The organism is Chryseobacterium paridis, assembly GCF_016595215.1.
Lineage (GTDB): Bacteria > Bacteroidota > Bacteroidia > Flavobacteriales > Weeksellaceae > Chryseobacterium > Chryseobacterium paridis.
Window position 1 is genome coordinate 192,558 of the sequence record NZ_JAENHK010000010.1, and the last position, 22,672, is coordinate 215,229.

Annotated in this window: 7 protein-coding genes; all 7 read left to right on the forward strand. The window is 35.0% G+C overall.

What is annotated here, in order from left to right; translation table 11 throughout:
• The first annotated feature begins 14 nt into the window (after positions 1-14).
• Positions 15-1,625 carry an MBL fold metallo-hydrolase gene (locus JHL15_RS10610; protein WP_200245632.1) on the forward strand — a complete coding sequence of 537 codons (1,611 nt, stop codon included), beginning with the start codon at positions 15-17 and terminating at the stop codon, positions 1,623-1,625.
• A 250-nt stretch (positions 1,626-1,875) separates the two neighbouring features.
• A complete protein-coding gene (locus JHL15_RS10615; RefSeq protein WP_200245633.1) occupies positions 1,876-12,252 on the forward strand; it encodes a non-ribosomal peptide synthetase in 10,377 nt (3,458 codons plus the stop codon).
• An 11-nt stretch (positions 12,253-12,263) separates the two neighbouring features.
• Positions 12,264-14,645, forward strand: a complete 2,382-nt coding sequence (locus JHL15_RS10620; RefSeq protein WP_200245634.1) for an outer membrane beta-barrel family protein — start codon at positions 12,264-12,266, stop codon at positions 14,643-14,645.
• Between the two features lie 21 nt (positions 14,646-14,666).
• Positions 14,667-15,887, forward strand: a complete 1,221-nt coding sequence (locus JHL15_RS10625; protein ID WP_200245635.1) for a glycosyltransferase — start codon at positions 14,667-14,669, stop codon at positions 15,885-15,887.
• A gap of 17 nt (positions 15,888-15,904) precedes the next feature.
• Positions 15,905-16,627 carry a thioesterase II family protein gene (locus JHL15_RS10630; RefSeq protein WP_200245637.1) on the forward strand — a complete coding sequence of 241 codons (723 nt, stop codon included), beginning with the start codon at positions 15,905-15,907 and terminating at the stop codon, positions 16,625-16,627.
• On the forward strand, positions 16,608-18,224 hold the full coding sequence (locus tag JHL15_RS10635; protein ID WP_200245639.1) for a cyclic peptide export ABC transporter: 1,617 nt from the start codon (positions 16,608-16,610) through the stop codon (positions 18,222-18,224). The genes JHL15_RS10630 and JHL15_RS10635 overlap by 20 nt, the downstream gene beginning before the upstream one ends.
• A gap of 12 nt (positions 18,225-18,236) precedes the next feature.
• Positions 18,237-22,646, forward strand: coding sequence for a non-ribosomal peptide synthetase (locus tag JHL15_RS10640; protein ID WP_200245641.1), 4,410 nt, complete (start codon positions 18,237-18,239; stop codon positions 22,644-22,646).
• The last annotated feature ends 26 nt before the right edge of the window (positions 22,647-22,672 follow it).

Genomic DNA, 22,672 nt, shown 5'->3' on the forward strand with positions numbered 1-22,672 from the left:
AAAATTATTAAAAAATGGAAAATTTGCAAAATGATATGTATTATTTAAAACTTAATGTCGTAATCGAGCCATTGGTAGATCTATGGTATGCTTGGTCACATCTTATATCTCCGGTTACTGCGGCAATGAATATAAAGCACAGACACCTGAGAATTATGTCCTCTTATATTAAAAATGCAAAGACACATAGTTTAGCGGTTAAAAATCCTAAAATGCTGGGAGGTCCGTTCATCGATTATCAGACGGAAAGAGTAAATGAAGTTTCAAGATTACACGACGAGACCATCGAAAAAAGAGCACATTTATTAGAATTGGACAATGCCTTAAGAGAATTAAATGAGATTTTGCAATCAGAAGTTCAGGGCTTCTCTCTGAATAGCATGTATGAAAAGATTCCTGAAATTCTAAAAGGATATGTTGAGCTTTATTACGATTTAAATAATAATGTCAACTACAGATTAATAGAACCATTATTATATGCGAGTAAGTATTATGATGAGTCGGCTCAGTCTATAAGCTTACAATTAATTGATTCCGATGATTCAAGGTCATTTGTGTTAAGTACTCCAAGATTACCGGATGAGAATGTTATCCATCTTGATATCCCTTTCAAATCTGAAGTAATAGATGAGCTGTTTACAATGAAAAAAATTCCGGGGGATTATAATAGAATCAAAGAATTATTAAATATTCCTGCTGAAAAGGAAGAGCTTTTCAAAACCTTCTTTACTAAAGAAAAACCGGCAGAATTCCGAAAATATGATGGGCCGGGAGTGAGAACCAGATATTTCGGACATGCCTGCGTTTTGGTTGAAACCAAAAAAGTATCAATCGTGGTAGATCCCGTTATAAGCTATGACGGATATGAAACAGATGTGAACAGATATACCATTAATGATCTTCCTGAAGAAATTGATTATGTTTTAATTACCCACAACCATCAGGATCATATTCTTTTGGAAACGTTATTACAATTACGCCACAGAATAAAAACGATAATTGTTCCAAGCAGCAGTAAAGGAAACTTACAGGATCCGGACCTTAAGTTGATGTTTAAGAAAATAGGCTTTAAACAGGTTATTGAATTGAATGAACTGGAAAGCATCGAAATGGAGAATTGTGTGATCACAGGACTTCCGTTCTTAGGAGAACATGCCGATCTTGATGTTAGAAGTAAACTGTGTTATCATTTCTCCCTACACAATGGCATCAGACTTTTATTTGCCGCAGATTCTTGTAACATCGAGCCAAAGATCTATGAAAAAGTAAAAGGAATCGTTGGAGAAGTGGATGTGTTATTCCTGGGAATGGAATGTGAAGGAGCTCCTTTATCATGGCTGTACGGACCATTAATGTATAAGAAATTAGAAAGGGACAAAGACCTTTCCCGACGTCTGGCCGGATCTGACTACAATCAGGGAATAGCTTTTATCGATATTTTTAATCCTAAAGATGTATTTGTATATGCAATGGGAATGGAACCTTGGCTGGTATTCATCAGTTCTATTAAATATACAGATGAATCCAAAGCTATTGTAGAATCCAATAAACTGCTGGAAGAATGTATATCCAGAGGCATCGAGGCAGAAAGATTATTCGGGGAAAAGACAATAGAATATGTATAACGGAATTACTGAATTGTAATGTAAAGTTAGATTTTAAATCAATGATCAATTATAAACTTTGCATTTGGTTTAAATAAAAATGCAAAGTTTTTAAATGATCTGCTTGAATCCCAACGATATTTCTATGTAAACTCAATATTATATCCCTTAACAGATTGATATTGTTTTATATATTAAAAAGTAATCAAAGATTATAAGCTGCATTAACTAAGGATAATTTTTAACAGAAATATCAATTATACCAAAATTTATGAAAAATTTTATTGATAAATTAAAAGAAAATAACATAGAAGTTGTATTGAAGAATGATGATTTAGAAATCATTTCCACAAAAGAGAGTATTCCAACTGAGCTTTTGAAGGAAATAAAAATAAACAAAGATTCTTTAGTTCAATTTTTTAAAAATAAATCACTCTCAAATGCTTCTATAGATGAACAAGGTAATATCCATTACAGAACATCTCATGTTCAAAGGGAAATATGGATAACATGCCAGGACCCTACAGCATCCATAACCTACCACTTACCTTCAAATTTCTATATTCGGGAAACTTTAGATCTTGAATTATTAAAAAAGGCATTGAATTTTGTTCTTAACAAATATGAAATTTTAAGAACCAATTTTAAATTAAATGCTTCAGGAGATTTGGAGCAAATAATCCATCATAAAGTAGAAGCGGATATACATGAAGTCGATTATACCCATGGTAATTATGGGGATGGGATGGAATTTATCAATAAAGATAATCTTGTAAATTTTGATTTAGAAAACGGTCTGCTTTTACGATGTTATTTAATTCATCTTCCTGAAGGAAATAGCATTTTCTATTATAATATACATCATATTATAGCGGATGAATGGTCCGTTAAGATATTTGAAAATGAAATATTCTCAGTATATAAGGCCTATTTAATTGGGGCAGAGCCGGAAAAAGAAGTAAAATATCAGTATAAGGATTATATTGACTGGACCTATGAACAATTGTCAGCTTCAAAGGATCACAAAAAATACTGGCAGGATGTTTTGTTACCGTTACCGGAAGCAGTTCAGTTTCCTACAGATAAGATAAAACCATCTTTCAAAACCTATGACAGTGTAGCTTTTCAGATGTTTTTATCCCTTGAGAATACCAAGTTGCTTAGTAATTTGGTTCAGAAACGTCACGGAAGTCTTTTCATGGGAGTTCTTACGGTGCTAAAGGCATTATTGTACAAATATACCCATCATGAAGATATTATTGTAGGATCCCCGATGGCTATCAGGGAAAGAGATGAATTTTCTCAGCAGATCGGTTATTTTTTAAGAACATTGGTGTTAAGAAATAAAGTAAGTTCCACAGATAGCTTTAATACTTTCTTTGAAAAAGTTAAAGAGAACCTGATCTCCGCTTATGAACATTCTATCTATCCGCTGAGTGAGATACTCAATGATATTGATTTTAAAAGAGATCAGTCTAAAAGCTCAATTTTTGATATTTCAATTACATTTCATGAAGCGACAACAGATCCTTATTCAATACATGAAATAGTAACAGATAATATTCAGGAATTTAAAGAAGGTAACTGTAAGAATGATATTGAGTTTCACTTTGGTGTTATTAATGACCAGTTATACATCAAAGTAAATTATAATAAGGATCTGTATGATTCCGATATTATTCAGAACTTTATAAAACATTACAAAGAATTACTATTAAAATTTGTTGATTCTCCCAATACTCCTTTATCAGAATTAGAATATGTAAGCTCTGCTGATCGGGAAATATTGCTAAAAGAATTTAATGATACCTCTGTTTCATACCCTGACAATCAAAATATTGTTAGTTTGTTTGAAGAGGAAGTGGCCAAAAATCCAGATTCAAGAGCTGTTGTTTTCGAAGATACAGCATTAAGCTATGAAGAGCTGAATAATAAAGCGAATGCTTTAGCTTATCGTCTTCAGGTGGATCATGGGATCAAGAAAGGCGATCAGGTAGGAGTGATGCTTAACCGTGGAGAGAATCAGATCGTTTCCATTCTTGGGATATTGAAGCTAGGAGCCATCTATGTCCCTGTGGATGCCAACCTTCCAGAATCCAGAAAAGAAGTGATGACTTCCGGCTTATCTCTACTGATCACTGAATCTTACTATTTCTTTGACCTTGATTTCTACTCCGGTGAATCTTTTTCCATTGATCTGGAATTCACAGAGGAAGATGCTTCAGGCTTTACATCAGAAGTTTTGGAAAAAGATGATATTGCTTATATCATTTACACTTCCGGTTCTACGGGAGAACCCAAAGGAGTTTTGAATACCCATGGCGGTATTTTAAATACGATGTTATTCCAGAAAGAATTCTTTGAAGTTTCCTCTTATGAAAATGTTGCTCAGTTTGCTTCTTTTTCATTTGATGCTTCCATTTCGGAGATTTTTATGACGTTGCTAAGTGGTAAGAGTCTTCATATTCTTAGCGATTCAGTAAGAAAAGATGCTTATGCCTTTGAAGAGTATGTAAATAATCATTCTATTGACCTGGTAACGCTGCCACCAGCATTTTTCAGTTTATTGAATGTTGAAAAGCTTCAAAATTTAAAAGGCTTAATTACCGCAGGAGAATCAGCCGTAATCGGTAAGACGAAAGAATATTTAAAGTATGGTACTTTTTACAATGCTTATGGTCCTACAGAGACAAGCATCTGTGCTACCGTACATAAACTTGAAAAGGGAAGTGTTCTGGAATCTTCTACCATACCTATCGGTCAGCCTATTGCCAATACGCAGATTTATATTTTAGATGAGTATAAACATTTGGTTCCAGCAGGAGTAAGCGGCGAGATGTATATATCTGGAGCTGGATTGGCTCAGGGTTATTTAAATAATCCAGAGCTTACCGCAGAGAAGTTTGTAGATCATCCATTTATCCCGGGTACGAAGATGTACCGCACAGGAGATTTAGGCAAATGGTTAGCAGATGGCACAATAGAGTATCTAGGAAGGATTGACCATCAGGTGAAGATCCGTGGTCACAGGATAGAGCTTGGCGAGATCGACAGCCAGGTGCTTTCTTATAATTCAAGTATTCAAACAGCAGTTGCTGAAGTAAAAGAGCATGAAGAAGATAAGAGTTTGGTGGTGTATTATGTAAGTGATACCCCGATTGACAAGCAGGATTTGGCGAGACACCTTGAGAGCAAGCTTCCCAAATACATGCTTCCTGGTTTTTATGTAGAACTTGATCAAATTCCCTTGACAAGCAATGGAAAGGTTGACAGAAAGAGTTTACCAGAAGTAAGCAGTTCAGATTTAATAAAGAATGAATACGTAGCTGCTAGAAACAAGGAAGAAAGTGTATTAGTCTCTGTTTGTGAGCAGGTCTTGAAACACAGTCCGATCAGTATCCGTGATAACTATTATAATTTAGGAGGAGACTCCATAAAATCCATTCAGATTGTTTCCAGGCTTCGTCAGCAGGGTTACAGTTTAAAAGTAGAACATATTTTACAGTATCCAGTATTAGAAGAGCTGGCTCGTTATATGACAACAGATGTTGTGAATATTGACCAGTCAGCAGTTATGGGGGAAAGTATTCTAACTCCTATCCAGAGATATTTCTTTGAGAGTAAAGGGATCACTAATAAAAACCATTACAACCAGTCTGTTATCTTAAAAAGCAGAGAAAGACTTTCCGGAAAGATTCTTGAATCCTCTCTAAAGACTTTGGTGTCACATCATGATGCTCTGAGAATGGTATATAGCCAGAAAGAGGAAGAATGGAATCAGTATAATTCGGGAATTGATGGCGTACATTACCGTTTGGCGTATTTTGATATCCGGGAATGTGGTAGTGAATCAGAAGAGCTATCCCAATTGCAGCAGATAGGTGAAGACCTTCAAAGCAGTATAGATCTTGGCTCAGGCATTTTATTCCATGTGGGTCATGTATCAATGAGCGATGGTGACCGTATTATTTTAGTGGTTCATCATCTGGTAATGGATGGGGTTTCATGGAGAATTTTGCTGGAAGATTTAGGAAAGCTGTATGAATCGGGAGTTCAGGGCTTATCTTCTGACCTGCCCTCGAAAACGGATTCTTTCCAGAGTTGGGGTAAAGCCTTGGATGAATACAGCAGAAGTTTGGAACTGTCCAAAGAGCGTTTATATTGGGAAGGAGTAGAATCTGAAAACTATGCTCCTCTAGCTACAGATTATCCTGTAGAAGGCAAACAGGTTTTAGATAAAAGCTTAGGCTTTAGTTTAAGTACTGATGCTACGAAATTATTACAGACTCGCGCGGGGAGAAAATACAGTGCAGAGATCAATGATGTTTTACTGACTGGTTTGGCATTAGCATTACAGAATCAGTTTGGAGTTAGCAAGACCAAGGTTCTCATGGAAGGCCATGGTAGGGAAGTGATGAGCACAGGACTTGATATCAGCCGGACGATAGGTTGGTTTACCAGTGTATATCCTTTTAACCTTGATATCAGCGATAAGAGTCAGCCTGCTTTGGTAAGTGTAAAAGAAGGTTTACGAAGTATTCCAAACAAAGGAATTGGTTATGGTATTTTGAATTATCTGGGTAATGCATTTTCTTCAACAAGTAATTCTTCCATACAGTTCAATTACCTTGGAGATTTTAATGAAATTGGAGATTCCGAAACTGAAGGGAAGCGCTCTTTATTTGATTACAGCTCCGAAAATATAGGTTCTTCTGTAGATTCTGCTAATTTATCTACAGATCTCTTATTGGATGTCTCAGGAATGACGGTAAACGGAGTGATGAGTATCAATATCCGTTTTTCAGAGAAATTATTTACAGAAAATACGATACAGAAACTTTTAGCTGCTTATCAGGCACACCTGGAAGCTATCGTGAAAGAGAGTGAAGATTCATCTGTGATTCTAACGCCATCAGACCTTACTTACAAAGGATTATCATTCAGCACCATTGAGGAGATCAGTAAAGGAAATGATATAGAAGATATTTATGAGTTGTCCCCAATGCAGCAAGGCTTGTATTACCATTGGCTGGTAGATCCTCACGGCTCAATTTACTATATGCAGACCTCCTACCGTATTAAATCATCGGAACTGAACTTATCTCTGGTAGAAAAAGCATTTGGAATGTTGCTCAACCGTCATTCCATTCTTCGTACTTCCTTTGAAAGTCGTTATGGAGAAGTGCCTTTACAGATTGTTCATAAAAAAGCTCATGTAGACTTCAAACATTTGATATTAGAATCAGAGCTTGAACTGGACAATATAAAGCAAGGGGATGTAAACCGCGGCTTTGTCCTAAGTGAACCTACACAAATGCGTTTGGTTATTGTGGAGTTACCGGATGGCTATTATGAATTCATCTGGAGCCACCACCATATCATTATGGACGGCTGGTGCCTGAGTATCCTGATCAATGATTTTTCTGCAATTTTAAGTTCTTTGGAACACGGAACAGAAATAAATCTGCCGGAAACCAAGAAGTATTCGTCTTATATTGAGTGGTTAAGAGAAGTTGATGACCAGGAAACAATGAAATATTGGGAATCCTATCTTAGCGGTGTTAACGTGCCAGCAGTAATTCCGTTTGAACGAGACCGTGCTTCTGCCAACGAGCCTAAAGTAATTGTAAGCAATAAGATTAAAATTGAAGGAGATTCTTTCAAAGGAATTGAAAAATTATGCAAGAATATTGGAATTACGATCAACACCTATATTCAGGGAGTCTGGGGATATCTGCTTTCCAGATATAACGGATCAGAAGATGCTGTATTTGGAGCAGTAGTGTCTGGCCGCCCTCCTGCACTGGAAGATGTTGAAAATATTGTAGGACTATTTATCAATACCATTCCGATCAGAGTAAAATATAAAAAGGAAGATACGGTTAAAGAATTTTTCCTTGATTTACATACCAAGTCCATTCAAAGCAGTCCTTATCATTATTCTAAACTTTCAGATATCCAGACAATTTCGGGGTTAGGAAATAACATGATTAACAATATCATTGTTTTTGAAAATTACCCTGTTCAGGACTCTATCATGGACAACTATGTGGATAATGAAAGCAGCTCATCAATTGAAGAGATCAAAAACGTAGAAGTAGTTGATGAAACCAATTATTACTTTTTGATTACTGTATTCCCATCAGAAGACTCGGTAATGCTTGATATTAAATATGATGCTTCTGTTTTCAACAGGGTATTAATGGATAATATCGGAATGCATTTTACTAATTTGTTAAAAAATATATTCATTGATGGCGAAAGAAAAATTTTAGAAGCTGGTTATTTAGTCCGGGATGAGAAAAAACTTTTATTAGAAGGTTTCAACAATACCACTTCTTTTTATCCTGAGAATCAAAGTATCGTTAGTTTATTTGAGGATCAGGTAAAGCAGACTCCTGATCATACTGCAATTATTTATGAGGATCTGAAATTAAGCTATGCCGAGTTAAATGATAAGGCGTCTAGCCTTGCCTGGGAATTGCAGAATACCCATGGAATAAAAAAAGGCGACCATGTAGGTGTGATGCTTAACCGTGGGGAAAATCAGATCATTTCTATCCTGGGCATATTAAAACTGGGTGCAGTATATGTGCCGATTGATGCCAACCTTCCTGAATCCAGAAAAGAGGTGATGACCTCCGGTTTGTCTTTATTGATCACTGAATCTTACTACTTCTTCGATCTGGATTTTTATTCTGGTGGATCTTTTTCAATAGATTTAGAATTGATGGGAGAAATTAATTCAGAATTTAATTCTGAAGTTTTAGAAAAGGATGATATTGCCTATATCATTTATACATCAGGCTCTACTGGGGAACCAAAAGGCGTGATGAATACCCATGGAGGTATACTCAATATGACACAGTTTCAAAAGGAATTCTTTGGAGTCTCTGCTTACCAAAATGTAGCGCAGTTTGCCTCTTTTTCTTTTGATGCCTCTATTTTCGAGATTTTTATGACCCTACTTTGTGGAAAGTCCCTTCATATTCTTAGCGATGTAGTTAGAAAAGATTCCTTTGCCTTTGAAGAATATGTAGAGAAGCATTCTATTGATATAGTAACGCTGCCTCCTGCATTCTTCAACTTACTCAATGTAGAGAAGCTTCAAAACCTGAAAGCAGTAATTACAGCGGGAGAATCGGCAGTTATCGGGAAGACAAAAGAATTCCTTCAGCATGGTACTTTTTACAATGCTTACGGGCCTACTGAGACAAGTATTTGTGCTACTGTGCATAAAATAGAAAAAGGAAGTGATTTGGCATTATCAATCATACCCATTGGTAAGCCCATAGCGAACACGCAAATTTATATTCTGGATGCAGATAAGGACCTGGTGCCTGTAGGAGTAATAGGGGAGATTTATATCTCAGGAGCAGGTTTGGCAAAGGGATATTTGAATAATCCTGAACTTACCTCTGAAAAGTTTATAGAAAACCCTTTTATACCAGGTACTAAAATGTATCGTAGCGGGGATACGGGAAGATGGCTACCTGATGGAACTATTGAATATTCTGGCAGGATCGACCGCCAGGTAAAGGTTCGCGGACATCGTATTGAGTTGGGAGAGATCGACAGCCAGGTACTTTCTTACAGCCATGCCATTAAGACTGCCGTTACTGATGTGAAAGAGCATGAAGGGGATAAAAGCATTGTGGTATATTATGTAGCAGATGCTGAGATTGACAAAGACGAATTAACCAAATATCTGGAGGAAAAGTTACCACAGTATATGGTGCCGAGCTTTTATGTCGAGCTGGAAGATATTCCTTTAACCAGCAATGGGAAAATTGACCGGAAGAAACTGCCTGATGTTTCTTCTGCCGACCTTATAAAGAATGAATATGTTGCTCCCAACACACCAGCACAATCTGCTTTGGTAGAAGTTTGTGAACAGATTCTGAAACACAGTCCTATCAGTATGAAGGATAATTATTATAACCTTGGGGGAGAATCCATCAAATCTATTCAGATTGTATCAAAATTAAGACAAAAAGGATATACCCTGAAAGTAGAGTATATTTTACAGTATCCTGTTTTAGAAGAAATGAGTAAGCATATTACAAGCGAAGTCTCAGCAATAGAACAGTCTGTTGTAAGTGGAGAGATCAGCCTGACGCCTATTCAGCGTAGTTTTTTTGAGGATGAAAAGATCGTTAATAAAAATCATTTTAATCAATCCGTTGTATTAAAAAGCACTGAAAGACTCTCAGGTTCAATTTTAGAGAATTGTGTAGAGCAGCTGGTCAATCATCATGATGCGATGAGAATGATGTATACTAATGAGGAAAGTAATTGGAGACAATTCAATTCCGATATATCCGGTAGGCATTATCGATATGAGTATTTTGATATCACTTCAAGCACATCAGAAACAGAAGAACTTGAACGTTTAGAAGATATTGGAATAACGCTTCAGACTTCAATAGACATCACTTCAGGGATTTTGTTCCACGTAGGACATGTGTCTATGAGTGACGGCGACAGGATTCTGTTAATTCTTCACCACCTGGTTGCGGATGGAATATCCTGGCGTATTCTGTTGGAAGATCTGAACAATCTGTATGATTCGGCTATATTAGGAAATGTATATATCCTTCCAGCTAAAACACATTCCTTCCAAAAGTGGAGTAAAGTGTTGGAGGACTATAGTACCAGCCCTTCTTTAGGAAAAGAACGTGCGTACTGGGAGAGCATAGAATCCGTAGATTATTCAATGATTCCTACAGATTATCCTTTAGCAGGAAATCAGGTTTCTGATAGTAGTATGGGATTCTCTTTTGATAAAGAGCAGACGCATTTATTACAAACCAATGCAGGCAAGAAATATAATGCTGAAGTTAAAGATATTCTGTTAACAGCAATGGCTATGTCTCTGCAGGAACATTTTGGGATAAGCAAAACTAAGGTACTGATGGAAGGACATGGTAGAGAGAACATTTCTGCTGATGTAGATGTTAGTAGAACAATAGGTTGGTTTACTAGTGTTTATCCTTTTTCATTAGATATTAGTGATAAGACCAGACCTTTTATAGTAAGTGTAAAAGAAGGCCTGAATAACATTCCTCAAAAAGGGATTGGATATGGAGTTCTTCACTACCTGAATGAAAAAATTAAATCCTCATCAGATCCGAGCATATGCTTTAATTTTATGGGAAGTTTTGATGATGCAGGAGGTGTTAACAACAAAAAAATGAGGCTTGATTTCTCATCTGAAAGTATAGGTACAGCGGTTTCTGCTGACAATTTGAAAACTTCTATTTTACTGGATGTTTCAGGGATCATAGTGTCCGGAGTACTATCTGTAAATATCCTTTATTCAAAAAACATATTTCATGAATCTACAATCGAAAAACTATCGCAATTGTATAAGAAAAATATGATAAAGATTCTGGAAGAAAATGAAAATGAAAGTAGCAATGAATGGCAATATGGAGATACAATGACGTTGTCTCCTAACCAATATCATCTGTTCAGGAATAAATATTCATCAGTAAACTTTAATATAGATGTACAAAGATTTGATGAAAATAATTTTGAACAGACCCTTAGAAAGTGCTTTTCCAGATTTCCTTCTTTGATGACGAAATATGAGCAGGATCAGCTCCAGGTTTTACAACGTTATATCTCCGAAACAGAAGTAGCTGTAAAAATACATACTGAAAGCTTACAGGTGAGGTCAGAAGAGGAGATTAAAGCTATTGGAAAAGAGTTTATATTCCAGCCGTACGACTTATTTGAGGGCGAACTGATAAGAGTTTTTGTTGTTAAAACCGAAACTTCCGGTACTCCACAAGCTTCGTTATTTTTCGGAATACACCACTCCTTATTGGATAATTATTCATCTAATTATTTAAAACATGAATTGGAGGCTTACTTTAATTCTGGTAAAGAAATTAGTATGCAACCTCACCATTTTACCTTTATTGATTCTCAGGAGAAATTTTTGAAATCCGATGAAGGGATTGAACTTAGAAATAATCAGGTTAATTCCTTATTGACAACTCCTTTGTATGAAAATAAAGATTCCGGTAGTGACCATGTTTTCTTCCAGAATTTTATGATCAGGGAAGCTTTTATTAAAAATGAAGATTTCGTGCATCTTAGGGAAGTATCTAAAAAAGCGTCTGTTCCTATGAATGCTCTATGCCTGTCGGTATTTTCCAGAATTATGACCGATTATAAAGGTCCAGTCAAAAATTTATTCGGAATGCTAAGCAGTAATAGAGAAAATTCGGAGTATGGTAATATGACGGGGGTATTAACTAATCTTGTTATGGTTTCCCATGCTGATTCTAAAAATTATTCAATTGAGGAAATGATGAAGAACTATGTAAGAATGATTGAGTGCAGATCAGAGCAAAAAATTCCATATCAAGTCATTAGACAGGATATAGAATCGAAGGAAAGTAAAGATGTCGAAAAGAATATTTTTGGATTTTATAGCTATTTAAGCCAGAATGAAGAAAAGGAATATGATTATTTCAATGAATACATGGAAGAAATGACAGAATTTGACGGAATTAATCTGAAAGCCTTTGAATATTCTAATGGAGTCTTACTTCAATTATCACAACCCGCATCTACTGCCAGCATTGATTTTTCAAAGTATATTAAAGAATTCACAGACTTTTTAAAAACGCAGTAAATTACATATTTATGAAAAACGTTAAACTACTACATCTTTTAATTTTACTATTTCCTGTTCTATTTTATGCTCAATATAAAATAGAAGGGAGGGTATTAAACAAAGAAAAAGAGCCTGTAAAAAATGCAGAACTTCTTTTTAAAACTACTCCTTCAAATAATAACAGGAAAGTAATGACAAATGATGGAGGAAACTTTAGTATAGAGCTCATAAAAGGTAAATATATACTGACCGTTAAAAACTCCGAGTATACTTCTTTTGAAAAAGAAATAATCATTAATTCGGATACTAAATTGGCTGACATAGAGTTGGTAACCGTATCTAAATTAATAGAAGAGGTTAAACTGACTTCTTCACCCAAAATGATCATCCATAAACTGGACAGGACCGTGTTTAATGTTGAAAACAATGCTCTTGCGAACAGGGGGAATATTTTCGAAACGATGAAATCTGTACCAGGGCTTGTTCTGAAAAATGATCAGATATCAATGCTTGGAAGAGATGCGGTGAAAGTAATGATTGACGGGAGAATGATCAATTTAAGCGGAGACGATTTGAAAAACTTTTTAAAATCTATACCGAGCGAAAACATTAAATCTGTGGAAGTCATTAGTAACCCATCAGCCAGGTATGAAGCCGAAGGAAACAGTGGAATTGTGAATCTTGTTCTTAAAAAGACCAAAAAGAATTCATGGAATAACAATACTACTTTGACAACTGATGTTGCAAAAACAAAATATATCTTACAGACGGTAAATAACAATTTTACCTATCAGAAGAATAAACTCAGTTTTTTACTCAACACGGGATATACCTACGGTGATACCTTTACAAAACAGATGTCGGATATTTTCTTTTCGGATCCCTATTTCTTAACGACAGAGCAAAAGTGGAATTATAATCAGTTCTCCGGGAGGTTTTTGATAGATTATGACATAACGCCCAAAACAAAGATAGGGTTACAGTATCTGGGGGGAGTATACAACAATTACGTTGACGATAATGTAAATACAGCTGTTGTTAACAAGGCAAACGTACCTCTTTATTTTCTGAAAGGAAATGGGCATATCCGTGATAAAAATAATAATCATTCATTGAACCTCCATTTGGAACAGAAGTTAGATACCCTGGGAAAAAAGTTAAATATAGATTTGGATTATCTTAGCTATGTAACAGATAGGAATAATACCATCCTTTCCAATCAATATAATCCGGATTACAGTTTTGAGGGAATTAATTTCTTTAATAGAGGGATTTCAAACCAGGATATTAATAATTATAGCTTAAAATTTGATATTGAACATCCCGGAAAATTTATGAATCTTAACTATGGAGGTAAAGTAGGATTTACAGGAACCAATTATTTACTCAATAATTATGATCTTTCTTCCGATAATACTCTAACTCAATCAGATCAGTTCAAATATGACGAAGCGATTCAGGCTCTTTATTTTAATGCAACAAAGAAGTTTTCTGATAAATGGGAGGGGCAAATAGGATTGAGAACAGAATATACACAGACCAAAGGACATTCTGTCATCTTAGATCAGACTGATTATAATAAGTACCTGAAATTATTTCCGTCAGTATTTATCAAAAATACAATTAATGAAAATAATAGCTTATTATTAAACTATTCCAGAAGGATACAAAGACCATCTTATGGGCAGCTAAACCCGGCAAGATCTTATATTAACAGTCAGATTTCTTCTATGGGTAATCCATATCTGAAGCCATCTTATGTAGATAATATTGAACTTTCCCATACTTATAAGAGCCTGACTTCCAAATTGGCCTTTAATGTAAATTCAAATGCATACAATGTGTTCTTTAAAATGAATGACGAAACTAAAGAGCAGATCGTAACCTTTGATAATTATTTTAAAAGTTATGGCTATTCTTTATCGGAAACGTATGAATTTAATGCCCTTTCATGGTGGAAAAGTTATGTTACTCTTTTCCTGAACTATTCCCAGTCAAAGAAGTCCCAGGATATTAATCTGGTTTTAAGAAACGGATTTGAGTTTTTTGGAGCCCTTAATAATTCATTGACTCTTAATCAGTCAAAAACCTTGACCCTGGATATCAATTACTGGTACGGATCATCATCTAATCAGAATTTGTTTCATTACTCTGATGCCAATTCATTAGATATGGCTCTTTCTTACAAGACGCCGTATAAAGGATTGAATCTAAGCATTGCAGCGTACGATATATTTAATTCCAGTCCACGGACCATGCTGTCGGAAATTAACGGAATCGCACAGACTTATAAATCGTTCGCCAATAATAGATTCTTTAGGTTTTCCATCAACTATAGTTTTGGAAATGATAAAATTTCCAAAGGAGAAAGAGCACTTGGAAATGAAAGTGAACGAGAGAGAAGCAGATAACCATAAAAAAACAATAACCTTATGAAAAAAATATTGGTTTATACTGATGCATTCAGAGGAAATATAATTCCTACGCTGGGAATCAGTGAAAAACTTCATCAGATGGGGGCTCATGTTCATTATATAGGTGTGCCTGATGTAACAGAAATAATATCCGGAACATCATTTCCATCTACATCTATTTTTGGGGATTATTATCCGAAAGGCAGCAAATATGAGTCTGGTAAAATCAATGCGGATGTTATTCGTACAATTATCCATGGCGGTCTTGATGAGTTGATGCAGGATTTTAATCCGTCAGCTATTCTTTTTACAGCCTATAATCCAATAGAAGCAGCCACTTTCTATTTAAAATATAAGATAAAAACATTCCTGGTATATTGCCACTTTCCTGTCGATAACGATTTCAGTAAAACATCATTTACAGAAAAGGTAAAAGAATGGAGCATTAATATGCTTATGGATGATGCCAATCTGGAATCCACTAATCTTCTGATTAATTACCTTATCGATAAAGGATATGCAATGAATTCTCTGAACGATGTTTTATCTGTTTTTGAAAACTTCTATAATGTAGTACCTGCCTCAAAAGAGTTTTTAATAGAAAATGCAGTGGTCAATGGAAATGATATGTATGTTGGACCTTGTATCCCTGAGCAGAATATATTTCACTTACATTATGATATGGATAAGCTTGATAGTGAGCTTTCTGAGCAGAAAAGGTCAGGAAAAAAGATGGTTTATTGTTCATTAGGTTCGTGGGCCGAACAAATTGATAACGAAAAAGCACAACACATTACGCAAACACTTATCGATAGTTTTCAACAGGAATCTATGGAAGATTATATCCTTAATATATCGGTTGGAAACTTATTTGATGACTATAAATCCCAGACTTCCGATAGCATAAGGATTCACCAGTGGCTTCCTCAGGTGGCCATGCTTCAACATTCAGATCTTGCCATCATACATGGCGGAATGGGGGGTGTTAAAGAATGCATCATGCATGAAATTCCGATGGCTGTTATTCCATTAGGGCTAGACCAGTTTGAAAATGCAGACCGGGTAGCTGCCCACCAATTAGGAATCAAAATAGAACCCCATTCTATAAATAATACAGGAATCATTTCAACAATTCACAAGCTTCAGAATGATACCATTATAAAAGATAGTTTATCTAAAATGAAATCCAGTTTTGAAAAAGCATCGCAAGATGATGCATGGACAAAGTTTAACCCCTAAACACTAACCCCTAAATAATGAATAAACAGCTTTTTTTGCTACATTTTGCAGGCGGAAATAAATATTCTTACAATTTTTTACAAAAAACAATAACCTCCGACATCGAATTTATTCCGATAGAACTGCCGGGTAGAGGAGAAAGATTTAGAGAGAGTTTAATAACCGAAAAAAAAGAAGCAATTGATGACCTTTTTCTGCAGATAAAAAGAAAGAGGAACGGTTCTCCTTTTATCATATTAGGGCATAGTATGGGAGCCTTGCTTGGCCTTTCTGTTACCCGGATGCTTGAAGAAGATCATGATTTCCCCGAGTTTTTAATGGTATTAGGAAATCCCGGGCCTTTAAAAAATCATAAAATTCCTACCAGATATAATTTAGATGATGATACTTTCAAAAAAAGAATATCAGAGATGGGTGGAATTCCAATCGAAATCCTCGAAAACCAGGATGCATTTTCTTTTTTCGCTAAAATCATGAGGGCTGATTTCGAATGCATAGAAAAAGGACAGGGTTTTGAAAATGATGTCGTCATTAAAACACCCATTTATGCGATGATGGGCAGCGAAGAATCACTCAACACAAAAATTGAAAATTGGAGAGGATTTACAGAATCCCAATTTCATCATTCAATATTACCTGGAAATCACTTTTTTCTTCATGATAACGGACCAGAAATAGGAAAACTCATTAACCATTGTTTTAAATTAAAAGAATCAAATTATGTTAAAAATAAAATCTAAACACATCATCCTAATAGCCGTATATGCGGTTATAAGCAGTTTATTGAGTTTTGCTATTATTTATATAATCAACAATACACTGTCCAATCAGCTTTCAACAAGCAGCTATATTTATATAACCTTTTTTGCTTTTGTTATCTATGCTTATTTATTAAGTATCTTTTTTCAGAGAGAACTCAATAAAATAACTTTTGAATTGCTTTCCCAATTAGAAAAGAAATTATTCCAGAAAATACTGGATACACCATTGATAAAAATCGAGAAATTAGGAACTCAAAGGTTTTATACAGCTGTGGAAGATACAAGAACATTTTATTCACTGCCAGCTGTGGTAACTGCAGCATTTTCCTCCTTACTGATGGTGGTATTATGCCTTTTCTATCTTGTCAAATTATCCCCGGTATCTGCGGTAATTATCATGGTGGCCATTATGGCCATTGCAGGAATTTATTATGTAGTCATCAATTCCCTGTCAAAGTCAATTGAAAAAGTGAAAAAATATAACGAGCATTATTTCGGGTATGTACAGGACGTGATCAGTGGTTTTAAAGAATTAATGATCAGTGATAAAAGAAGAAAGAAACTGCTTGAAAACTATGTATACGAAAACAGGACTGCATCCTATGCGCTGGATTTTAAAATTAGTTTTTCCTTTTTATCAATAGGGCTTATCAGTCAGTATGGGATGTACATTATAATGGGTATTATTCTTTTTATATTACCTGAATTAGGATGGCTGAAAAGAGAATTTGTAATTCCATATGTACTTGTTTTATTATTTATTGCAGGTCCCATTAATAACCTGATCAATCTTCAGGATGTGGTAACCAGGCTGTTTGTAGCGAACAAACGTCTTGAAACATTTTATGAGGATTTTAAAAATGAAAAGATTGTTAATGAACATGATAAAGAACTGGCTGCCGACTTTTCAAAATTAAACTTTAGGAATATTCATTTTAACTATAAAAATGATAGTGCAGATGCTAATTTTGAGTTAGGGCCTATCAACCTTGAAATTAATAAAGGAGAAGTTATCTTTATTGTAGGAGGAAACGGAAGCGGTAAAAGTACCTTTATCAATATTCTTTCAGGTTTGTATGTTCCTGACCAGGGGGATATTTTTTTTGACGGGGAAAGAATAAATTCAGAGAAGGAAATCCAGAATCTTATTTCTGCTGTATTTACCAGCAATCACCTCTTTTCACAAAATTATGATGATTATATACTGGAAAATAATCCAAAATATAAAATATTACTTGAAACATTTAAACTTGAAAATATCGTAAAAGACGATTCAGAAGAATCTGCCAGAAGAAGTTTTTCAAAAGGTCAAAGCAAAAGGATGGCGTTGATATTTGCTTTATTGGAAGACAAACCGATTGTAGTACTGGATGAGTGGGCGGCAGATCAGGATCCGTATTTCAGAAAATATTTCTATGAAGAATTGATCCCCAAATTGAAATCGCAAGGTAAAACCATCATTGCTGTTACTCATGACGATAGATATTTCCATTACTGTGATAAACTTTTAAAGTTTGATTATGGTAAAATAGTCAAAGAAGATGTTCCTGCGAATTTTCAAAACGCTTATTTTTAATACGACAGGCTTATGAAACTAACACTTCCCCAACTGGATGTCTTCTTTGAACAACTGCTGTATCCCGATACTCCGATCTATAATATAGGGGCCAAAATAGAGATTAAAGGTGAAATTCAGATTGAAACTTTTAAGAAGGCCTATCGTGAGATGATCAATCAGCATGATGCCTATCGAAGTTTTTTCAGACAATCTGAAGATGAGGTAAAAAAGCATATAAAAGAAGGAGAACCAAGACATTTGGAATGGATCGATTTTTCAAATGAAACTGATGCTGTGAGTATCGCTGAACACTATATGGAGAAGGAGTTTTTAATACCTTTCAATGTGTTGGAAGATGATTGTCTGTATCGATTTGTTCTTATTAAATGCAGTAATGTTCACTATTATCTTTTCTCAGTGTACCATCACATCATCACAGATGGATGGGGAACCTCTCTTATGTTCCAGAGATTGATTAAAAATTATAATGACATCCTGAAATTTAATACGGTTCAGGACCAATATCCCTACGAATATAGTACGTTTGTAACCCACGATCTGGCTTATCAGGATTCCGATGAATTTTATAAAGATAAGCAGTACTGGGCTGAAAGATATTCAACTTTACCGCCGGTGATCTTTAACAGAAAAGAGAACAAAGAATATTCAGTCCATGAAAGTGACAGGAAAGAATTAATAGTTCGGAGGGAAGATTATAACAAGTTTATCGAATTAGGTAAAAAGCATAATTTCTCTACATTTCATGGATTTTTAGGATTGTTTTTCTTCTATTTTGGAAGAATTAATCAGAGTGATGATCTGGCCATTGGAATTCCTGTACTGAACAGAAACTCCAAAGCCTTTAAAAAAACTGTTGGATTGTTTATGGGAGTTTCGCCATTACGGATGAAACTGGACTATCAGGCTAATTTGTTGGATCTAATCAACAACACCAAAAAACAGCTGATGTCAGATTACAGGCATCAAAGGTACCCCTTAGGAAAAATTGTAAGTGACCTGAAACTTTTTAATGAAAAAAACAAGCTTTTCAATATTACATTATCTTACGAGAAGCATAATTATGCAGACCACTTTGAGGGCACTCAAACGACGGTGATCCCTCTTACCAATAAATCTGAGAGATCCGCCTTAGCAATTTATGTAAGGGAGTTCGATGATAATGAAGATATCAAAATAGATTTTGATTACAATACTGAATTTTTTGATGAGCATTCTATAGAGCAGTGTGTAAGACATATCCATCATCTGATCATAAACATTGAAACATTAGCAGCTGAACCTCTGAATAAACTTTCATTTTTATCTGAGGAAGAAAAAGCAAATATTTTCTCATTTAATGAAAGATTCTCCTTTAAGGGCGATACAGAAAAAGACGACAGCAAAACATTCCTTGACCTATTCAATGAGAAGGTTTTAGAATTCTCCGATAAAGTAGCTATTGCTGATGAAACTATTTCTTTGTCCTATGCAGAGGCTAATCAGATCTCTACCCGGATAGCTGATTATCTTCTACATCATCATAACGATGAAAAGGTGGTTGCTGTTTTACTCAACCGGTCTGTTCATATGATTTGTACTCTGATGGGAATAATGAAAGCGGGAAAGGCCTATATCCCTCTCGATCCTGAATTTCCTGTAAACAGGTTGCAGTACATTTTACAGGATAGTAAAGCGCAGCTTTTAATATCGGAAGAAGATATTTCTCTTAGTCTCACTGATATCGAGACAATTTTTGTTTCAGATATTGTAAACAAAAACCTGAGCAATAAAGAAGTATATATTACTTCAAAAGATACTGCATATATTATTTATACTTCAGGATCTACAGGAAACCCTAAAGGGGTTGAAATTGGACATGCTTCATTGTTAAACCTATTAGAAAGTATAAATGAGAAACCGGGAATAGACGATAAAGATACAATGTATTCAGTAACGACTTATTCTTTTGATATTTCTATTCTTGAGTTTTTTACCCCTCTGATTACTGGTGCCACGTTATATGTTGCCAGTGAAAAGACCTTGAGAGATCCACTGGCCACAATACAGGAAATTTTCGAAGTGAAACCCTCTGTTATTCAGGCGACCCCAAGTTTCTTCAAAAGACTGCTTGGTGTAGGCTGGAAACCAAATTCCGAATTAAAAATATTGTGTGGTGGTGATTTGATCAATAATGATCTTATTGAAGAATTGCTGGCATCATGCAAAGAACTTTGGAATATGTATGGACCCACAGAAACTACGATCTGGTCTTCAACGAAAAAGATTGAATCCGGAACGTCGCCTCAGAATATTGGACAGCCTATTAAAGAAACTTCTTTCTACATTTTAGATACAGATTTAAATCTACTTCCAATGGATACTATTGGTGATATTTATATCGGAGGGAAGGGGCTTGCAAAGGGATATTATCATAATGAGGAGTTGTCGCTTGAAAGGTTTATAAAAAATCCTTTCAGGAAAGAAGAACTAATGTATAAAACAGGTGATGTAGGCAAATGGAATGAACAAGGTGAAATCTTGTTCTTCGGAAGAAGTGATCACCAGGTTAAGATAAAAGGATATAGAATAGAGTTAGGAGATATTGAAAACCATCTGAATACGGTAGAAAATATTGAAGATTCTGTTGTAATAGTTAAAGAAGTGGAGGGCGAAAATCAATTGGTCGCTTACTTGAAAACTCATACACCAATTGAGATCTCTTCTCTGTATGAGAAATTGGAGGAAAAGCTCCCTTATTATATGGTTCCCCAATATATTTTTCTGATAGAGGAATTTCCCCTTACTCCCAATCAGAAAATAGACAGGAAGTCTCTTTTAATGAAAGATCTCCCTTCTGATGAACCTGCTACAAGCCAGATCATTGAAGATGCAGAAATGATGCAGGAATTAAAGGATATATGGCAGAGAATTTTAAACTATAAGAAAGATATTGAAGATAAAGATAATTTTTTTGAACTGGGAGGCCATTCTTTATTGATTTCGAGACTAGTGAATGTGTTAAACAAGAAGTTTTCTGTCCAACTGACGATGAAGGACGTGTTTGAAAATCCTGATTTATCTTCTTTATGTCACCTCATTTTAAAGAAAAATAATAAAAATAATTTGATTTTAAAAGCACCGGATCATCACATACCTTTAGCAACACCTACACAAAAAAATATCTGGTTAGCATGTCAGAAAAAAGAGATTTCTCCCTCATATAATATGTTGATGGAGTTCGATGTTGTCGGAACGATGAATATTGTAATACTGGAGAAAGCAGTAAGACAGATAATATCTGTTACTGAAATTTTAAGAACAAATTTTATACTGAAAGATGAAGGCGTGATTCAGAAAATTCATTCTTCTGAAGATATTCATTTTGTATTAGAAATTAATGAGGTAGCGAAGGAATCCGAATACAAGAAAGTTGTTGATAACTATAAAAGCTATTGTTTTGATCTTGAAAAAGAATTACTGCTCAAAATGATGATTTTGAAAGTCGGGGAGAAATACAAAGTTATTTTCCTGATTCATCATATTATTTTTGATGGAATATCCACCGGATTATTTATAAAACAGCTGACATCTCTTTATAATAACAATTCAAATCAGACACTAGAATCACTTACAGGGATCCAGTTCCGGGATTATTCAAACTGGTACTATCAGAATGCAGATCTTGAAAATAATGGCATTTTCTGGAAAAACTATACAAAAGGATATCAATATGAAGCTTTTGTAAAAAAAGAAACGGTAACTGCTGGTTCTTATCAAGGGAATATATTTACAATTCCACTTGATCTGGAAGTAACACAAGGATTATCTGGTTTAGCAAAAGAGATGAAAACGACACCTTATCTACTTATGTTAACATCTCTGTTGATATTTTTACGTAGTATATCCGGGAAAACAGATATCTGTATTGCTACAATAGATTCAGGAAGATCTGCGCCACAGATAGAATCGCTTTTAGGTGTTTTTATTAAAAGCCTGTTACTGCGCGTAACATTTGGAGAAGAAGAATTAGGTGAGATGCTCCGCAAAGTGACTCAAGAATTTTTAAAAGTCACAAAATATGAAGAAGTTTCAGACCATTCTTTCGTGAAAAATAATGTAGATATCCTTTTTGTAACCCAGGATCCAGAATTAAGCTATAACACAATAAGCGATTTTGCTGACTTTTCTCTGCAAAATATTCCACAGGATACAATTTATAATAAATTTCCTCTTATCATAAATGTCATCAATGAACCGGAGGGCATTCAGGTTGAAATAAGCTATATCAAAAGTTTATATAAAGAACATATCATTACAGATTTTTCACAAGCCTATACGGATTTTCTGAAATACCTGTCAACATTGAGATCTGAGGCTGAGCTGGGGTATAAAGAGTTTTTCCACAGCAAAAATCCGGTAGACATTGATTTTGACTTTTAAGGTCCATCATGATAAGAAATCAGCGG